The 6,942-nt window shown below is 71.7% G+C and carries 7 protein-coding genes; 6 read left to right on the top strand and 1 reads right to left on the bottom strand.

The features are described 5' to 3' along the window. Positions 1 to 925 precede the first annotated feature (925 nt). Entirely contained in the window at positions 926 to 2,968 is a 2,043-nt protein-coding gene (locus tag ABD879_RS31415) for an outer membrane protein assembly factor BamB family protein (RefSeq protein WP_345025398.1), read from the bottom strand. A 161-nt stretch (positions 2,969 to 3,129) separates the two neighbouring features. Between ABD879_RS31415 and ABD879_RS31410 the strand changes: the two genes are divergently transcribed. From ABD879_RS31410 to ABD879_RS31385, 6 genes are all read left to right on the top strand, one after another. Further along, positions 3,130 to 3,738, top strand: coding sequence for a TetR family transcriptional regulator (locus tag ABD879_RS31410; RefSeq protein WP_345025397.1), 609 nt, complete (start codon positions 3,130 to 3,132; stop codon positions 3,736 to 3,738). Between the two features lies 1 nt (position 3,739). Continuing rightward, on the top strand, positions 3,740 to 4,870 hold the full coding sequence (locus tag ABD879_RS31405) for a glycoside hydrolase family 113 protein (protein WP_345025396.1): 1,131 nt from the start codon (positions 3,740 to 3,742) through the stop codon (positions 4,868 to 4,870). Positions 4,871 to 4,926: 56 nt separating this feature from the next. After that, entirely contained in the window at positions 4,927 to 5,103 is a 177-nt protein-coding gene (locus tag ABD879_RS31400; protein ID WP_345025394.1) for a hypothetical protein, read from the top strand. Between the two features lie 94 nt (positions 5,104 to 5,197). Continuing rightward, positions 5,198 to 5,428: a hypothetical protein gene (locus tag ABD879_RS31395; RefSeq protein WP_345025393.1), complete on the top strand. Its 231-nt coding sequence runs from the start codon at positions 5,198 to 5,200 to the stop codon at positions 5,426 to 5,428. A 3-nt stretch (positions 5,429 to 5,431) separates the two neighbouring features. After that, positions 5,432 to 5,971: a DUF6879 family protein gene (locus tag ABD879_RS31390; protein WP_345025392.1), complete on the top strand. Its 540-nt coding sequence runs from the start codon at positions 5,432 to 5,434 to the stop codon at positions 5,969 to 5,971. A gap of 9 nt (positions 5,972 to 5,980) precedes the next feature. Beyond that, complete coding sequence (locus ABD879_RS31385; protein ID WP_345025391.1) at positions 5,981 to 6,829, top strand: helix-turn-helix domain-containing protein; 849 nt, start codon at positions 5,981 to 5,983, stop codon at positions 6,827 to 6,829. Positions 6,830 to 6,942: the final 113 nt, after the last annotated feature.

The raw sequence follows: 6,942 nt of genomic DNA, 5'->3' as shown, positions 1-6,942 counted from the left end.
ACAGAACGACATGGCTACGATCCGACTTGCACGGCGGTGTCGCCCCGCCGGGCCACGTCGTGGGCGACGTGCGGCGGCAGCCAGTGCGTGCCCTGCGGGGCGGGCGCCGGCTCGGCCGACAGCCGCGCCAGCAGCCAGTCGGGGCCGGGACGGCGCGCCGGGTCCTTCTCCAGGCACGCCGCGATCAGCGCGCGCAGGCCGGGATCGGCGACGCCGTCGAGGTAGGGCGGCAGGTGCAGCACGCGGTACAGCAGCTCGTGCACGGCGCCCTGGCCGAACGGGCCCATGCCCGTCGCCGCGTAGGTCAGCACGCCGCCGAGCGAGAACACGTCCGACGCCGGCCCGGCCTCCTCCCCGGCCGCCTGCTCGGGGGACATGTAGGCGGGCGTGCCGAGGGCCGCGCCGGTGCGGGTGAGCGTCGCGGCCTCGCTGGGGCGGGCGATGCCGAAGTCGATGACCCGGGGCCCCTCGGGCGTGAGCATCACGTTGGACGGCTTGAGGTCGCGGTGCACGATCCCGGCGCGGTGGATCGACAGCAGCGCCTCGGCCAGCCCGGCGCCGAGCGCGCGGACGGCGGGGGCGGGCAGCGGCCCGTGCGTCGCGACGGCGTCCTGCAGGGACATCCCGCGCAGGAACGCCGTGGCCAGCCACGGCGGGTCGGCGTCGGGATCGGCGTCCACCACCGGCGCGGTGTAGGCGCCGCTGACCGCCCGGGCCGCGGTGATCTCCCGCTGGAACCGGGCCCGGTACGCGGGCTCCTCCGCCATCCCCGGATGGATGATCTTGATGGCGACGGCGCGGCCGGACGGCGAGCGGCCGAGGAAGACCTGGCCCATGCCGCCCGCGCCGAGCCTGGCCACCACCCGGTACGGCCCCACCCGGCGCGGGTCGCCGGGACGTGTCGCGGACATCGGTTCTCCGTTTCTCAGCCGGTCGCGGTGCCGGACCCGCCGCGGGCGTCGAGAGCGTACAGGTAGCCGTCCTTGCAGCCGATGTAGACGGCTCCGTCCGCGATGGCCGGGCTGGACTCGATGCCCTCCTCGGCCTGGAACCGCCAGATCTTGCGTCCGGTGGCGGCGTCCAGCGCGTACACGCTGCCGTCGGAGTACACGCCGCTCGCGACGTACAGGACGCCGTCGGCCAGGACGGGATCGTCGTGGATGGAGCCCTCGGTCTGGGCCTGCCACTTCATCGTTCCGGTGGCGGCGTCGAGGGCGTAGAGCTTCTCGCCGTAGTCGCCCACGTAGATGACGCCGTCCGCCACCACGGGACGGGCGGTGATGCTGTTGCCCGCGTCGTACGTCCAGCGCCGTTCGCCGGTACGGGCGTCCACCGCGTGGACCGTCTCGCCCTGGAAGTCGCCGAAGCACACCAGTCCGTCCGCGGCCGCGGTGCTCCACACCCCCTTGGACGACCTGTACGTCCAGCGTGTGCGGCCGGTGGCGGCGTCGTAGGCGGTCAGCCTCTTGCCGCCCGGCACGTAGATGACGCCGTCGGCGATCGCGGGGGATCGGCCGCCCCCGCGTCCCTGCCATCGCACCGATCCGGTCTGGGCGTCCAGCGCGTAGAAGTCGCCGGCGTACACGAGTCCGTCGGCCACGATGACGTCCCCGTAGCTCTTGCCGACCGTCCGCCGCCATTTGAGCCGTCCGGTCTTGGTGTCGACGGCATGGAGGACGCCGTCCTGGGCCAGGGCGTAGACGACGCCCGAGGCGACGGCGGGGGTGTTGATGCGCCGTCCGGTCCGGTAGGTCCACAGGTGCTTGCCGGTCCGGGTGTCGAAGGCGCGCAGGTCTTCCTTCTCGCTGCCGATGAAGACGCGACCGCCTGCCACCACGGGGCTGATGCTCAGGTATTCGGAGCCGGTGAAGCGTCTCCACAGGACCTTGCCGTCGCGCATCGGCGCGGGTGACGCGGCAGTGGCGGGCGCGGCCGATGCCGTCACCGGCCGGGCGCCGGGTTCCGCGCGCGACGAGCGCACCACCGCCGTGGCGACACCCCCGGCGCCGAGCGCCGCAACCGCGGCGACCCCGCCGAGCAGCAGGACCCGCCGCCGGGCCGGTCTGGCCTGCTCTTCTGTGGGCGGGAGGTTGGGGATGCTCGAGCCGGCCTGGGCGATGCGTTCCGCCACCGGGCCGGGAAGCCAGCCGACGCCGTGCAGGTCGGTGCTCTGCGGCACGTGCGGGGCGAGCATGTCCAGCAGCCGCGCCGGTGTGGGGCGTCGGGCCGGATCCTGCTCCAGGCAGGCTTCGACGACGGCCCGCAGCGCCGGGTCGGGGAGGCCGTCCAGCCGCGGCCGTTCGTGGACCGCCCGGTAGATCAGCACGTGGGGCGGCCCCTGCCCGTAGGGGCCGACGCCCGTCGCGGCGAAGACCAGGACCGCGCCCAGCGAGAACACGTCGGCGGCGGGGCCCGTCACCCCGCCCCGGGCCTGCTCCGGGGCGATGAAGCCGGGCGACCCCGCGGCGAAACCCGTCTGGGTGACGACGGAGGCGTCCGCCGCGTGGGCGATGCCGAAGTCGATGACCCGCGGGCCGTCCAGCCCCAGGATGACGTTGGACGGCTTGAGGTCGCGGTGCACGACCCCGGCGCGGTGGATCGACGCCAGCGCCTCGGCGAGCCCCGCACCCAGCGCGAACACGGCGGGCACCGGCAGCGGCACCGCCCGGTCCAGCGGGACGCCCGGCAGGTACGCGGTGGCCAGCCACGGCGGGTCGGCCTCGGGATCGGCGTCGACGACGGGCGCGGTGAAGGCGCCGCTGACGGCCCGCGCGGCGCCGACCTCGCGCCGGAACCGCGCGCGGAAGCCGGGGTCCTCGGCCAGGTGCGCGTGCACGAGCTTGACCGCCACCGGCGTCCCGCCGGGCGACCGTCCGAGGAACACCTGCCCCATCCCGCCGGCGCCGAGCCGGCCCAGCAGCCGGTGGCCGCCGACGCGCCTGGGGTCACCGGACCGCAGAGCCTCCATACGCCGCCTCTCTCCCGCCACGGCCGTGAACGGATTCCAATGATTGTCCGGGAAGAGAGACGCCGTTGCGCCCCCGTCTTGTTCGCGGAAGCACGGTGTACGGCGACGAATCAGCAGGTGGCCATACCGAGTACGTTATTGAACCGAGTATGGTTATCGCCGTGGCGGGGCTTCGCGAACGCAAGAAGGAACAGACCAGGCGACGGATCGCCGAGGTGGCGCTGCGGCTGTTCACCGAGCGCGGCTTCGACGCGGTGACCGTCAACGAGATCGCCGAGGCGGCCGAGGTGGCCAAGGCGACGCTCTTCGCGTACTTCCCGACCAAGGAGTCGCTCGCCCTCCACGGCGTGGGCGGCGACCCGCTGGCCGAGATCGTCGCCCGACGGCCGCCCGGCCAGACGTTCCTGGAGGCGCTGCGAGCGCACTTCCGCGCGTTCGCCGCCGCGCAACCACCGGAGGCGGACCTCGATGCGCTGCTCGCCCGGGTGCGCGTCATCCAGAGCAGTCCGGCGCTCCAGAACGCGGCGAACGCCCTGCTCTACCAGCAGCGGCAGGCGTTGGCGCAGGTCCTGGCGGACGAGTACGGGCCCACGGCGGCCGCGCTCATGGCGGCCCAGGTCGCCGCGTCCCTGCTCGCCCTCCAGGAGACGTACTTCCAACGCCTGCTGAGCGGGGCGTCCGCCGAGGACGTCGGCCGCGCCCTGCGCCAGGACGTCGAGCTGGCCTTCGACCTGCTGCAACACGGACTCGATCACATGAAGGGGCGCTGACATGCGTGCGCGGGGCATCAACTACGACACCGGGCTCTTCCCCGGACTCATCAGCCGCAGGACCTTCGACCCCGAGCAGGTCCGCCGCGACATGGCGGTGATCGCCGGAGACCTGCACTGCGACGCCGTGCGCATCTCCGGCGGCGACGCCGGGCGGCTGTACACCGCCGCCCGGCACGCGGCCGACGCCGGCCTGGAGGTGTGGTACGCCCCGTTCCCCGTTGACCTGCACCCGCAGCAGATCCTGCCGTTCTTCGCCGACTGCGCGCGGCGCGCCGAGGCCCTGCGGCAGGACGGCGCGGAGGTGGTGCTCGTCACCGGATGCGAACTCAGCGCCTTCGCCCATGGCTTCCTGCCCGGCGACACCTACCTCGACCGCCTTCGCGCCATGGCCACCGCCGACCTGCAGTGGTGGACCTCCCTCGGGCCGGTGGCAGAGCGCCTCAACGCCTTCCTCGCCCAGGCCGCGGCGACGGTGCGCGCCCACTTCGGCGGGAGGATCACCTATGCCTCCGGCCCTTGGGAACCCGCCGACTGGGGCCCGTTCGACCTGGTGGCCGTCGACGCTTACCGGACCGCGCATAACGCCGACACGTTCCGCACCCACCTGCGCGAGTTCTTCTCCCACGGCAAGCCCGTCGCCATCACCGAGTACGGCACGTGCGCCTACCGAGGCGCGGGCGACCTGGGAGGCATGGCCTGGCAGCCGCCCGCGGACGCGATCCCGGACGAGGAGGAGCAGGTGCGCTACTTCAGCGAACTGCTCGACATCTTCGAGGAGGAAGGCGTGGACACCGCGCTGTGGTTCTCCTTCGCCAACTTCGACAAGCCGGGCGACCGCGACATCGCGTCCTACGGCGTCGTCCGCATGCTCGACGAGACCCGCTGGGAACCGAAGAAGGTCTTCCACACCATGAGCGCCAGCTGGAACTCCTCGCGGCACATCTCCGACCTGCCAAGATCCCGTCACATCGCCTCTCACCTGCCAAGACACCGTTTGACAATGATGGGCGATGTGTGGCGATGGTGGAGGGCGATGTGCCCTCGATGTGCCCTGCCCCCGACCCGGCATGGGGCGACCAGCGCGAGCGCCTGGCGGCCGCGGCGCAGCGCGCTCGCGACCGCCACCTGACCCGCCGGGCCGTCTGGCGCGAGGCGGGCGGCGACCCCGCCCGTTACACCGAGCTCATGCGGCGGCGCCTCGCCGCACGCCCCGAGCGCACCGACGAGGCGATCTGGCGTGACTGCCTGCACCGCGCCGTCCGCCTCATCGTCGTCCACCTGGTCGTGGCCGCGGGCATCTGCCTGTGGGACGCCTGGCCGGCGCTCGCGACACTGCCATACGCCCTCGGCCTCGCCGACTGAGCCGTACCTCCGGCAAGTTGTTGACGGCGCCCGCCCAGAGACCGCAGCCTTCCTACAGAGCAAGTATTAGCAACTCACTGGGCGGAGGTAGAACATGCGGCTACGGTTCCTCGGGACGGACTCCAACCAGGGCACATGCCCCGCAATGTACGCCACCGACCGCGGCACCTACGTGGTCCAGGGGGCGAAGGTCACTGACCGTGCAGCGCTCGGCGACGTGCGGAACCTCGCCGCCGACGAGACGCTCGTCGAGATCGACCCTGGCCTGGTCCGTCACCTGATCAAGCACTACCAGGAGAACCACCAGGAGAACCACGGAGGTTGACCGGTGGCCGAACTGCTGACCGGCGACCAGCTCGGCGAGCTGTTCCGGAACGTCCGGCGCTACGCCTTCAGAATCGAAGCACGCGACCGGTACAACGTCCCGGACGAGAAGCCATCGTTCGACGCGTTCATGGCTGGCCGTCGGGACCTCGACGACTCCGTCCGCTCCGGGCCCTGGTACGACATGACACGGCGGGCAGCAGCCGGGGGCCGCCCCTTCACCCGCGTGCGAATCGTCTCGATACCACTCGGGGACTACTCGCGTTACGCCCTGTGGGCCGCGCAAGGCAACCTGCAAGCCGATGAGGAAATCCGCTACCTCGATCGTGACCGTGCCGCCGCACTCGGCCTGCCGGTCCGCCCTCCGCATGACGCCTGGCTCTTCGATGACGAGCGCGTCGCCGTCCTGCACTTCGACGACGATGATCGGTTCATCGGCGCCGAGCTCGTCGACGATGCGGCATTGGTCGAGCAGCACCAACGGTGGCGGGACGTCGCTTGGAAGGCGTCCGTCAGCAGAGACGAGTTCCTGCGGAGCCTGTGACCACCGCTCATGTCCACGTCCCACCAGCAAGCACGCGAGGCGCTCGGGGTGCGGCTGCGTGAGCTGCGGCAGGATGCGCGGCTCACGCAGCGTCGCCTCGCCGAGCTGGCCGGCTGGCATGAGAGCAAGGTCTCCAAGATCGAGCACGGCAAGCAGACGCCCAGCGAAGACGACATCCGCACCTGGTGCCGACTTGTCGGCGCCGACGACCACGTCCTGGACCTGATCGCGACCGTTCGGAACGTTGCAACCGCGTACAGGGAGTGGCGGCGCGAGTGGCGCGCCGGCGCGCACCGGCGTCAGCAGACCATCGCCGCGCAGGAGGCCGAGACCACGCTGTTTCGGATCTTCGAGCCGACCGTTCTCCCCGGGCTACTTCAGACCCGCGAGTACGCTGCGCAGCGCTTCCGCGACAACATCGCCTTCCACGGCACCGGCGGCGACGTCGACACCGCCGTCCAAGCCCGCATGGCTCGGCAGGAGGTGCTGCGCCGTGGTGATCGCGACAGGCGCTTCCACATGGTGATATGCGAGGTCGCGCTCACGATCGGCCTTGCCGACGACGACGTCATGATCGCCCAGTTGGAGCGTCTGCTGACGCTGTCGACCCTGCCCCGGCTCAGCCTTGGAATAATTCCGACGCGAGCCCGGCACCGTCGCGCACCGCATCACGGGTTCTGGGTGTTCGACGAGCGGATGGTCCTTGTCGAAACGGCCACAGCAGAGTTGACGATCACGCAACCGCGCGAGATCGCTGTGTACATCCAAGAGTTCGCCTGGCTCGCTTCCTCCGCCGTCTACGGGGCGGCCGCGCGCGAGTTGATTCACACCGCAATTCAGACGCTTCGAGCAAGCTAAAGCAAGTTCCTGGCCTCACGCGTGACGACGGGTGGATCGTCTGTGACGGACGGCACAGAAGCCGTCGGCCCCGGGCCGCTGGTGGGCAGCGGACCTCCCGGGGCCTCGCCGGA

It is taken from the genome of Actinomadura keratinilytica, from assembly GCF_039539665.1.
GTDB lineage: Bacteria > Actinomycetota > Actinomycetes > Streptosporangiales > Streptosporangiaceae > Spirillospora > Spirillospora keratinilytica.
Note: the sequence above shows the minus strand (reverse complement) of the source record. Positions and strands in the feature narration are given on the sequence as shown.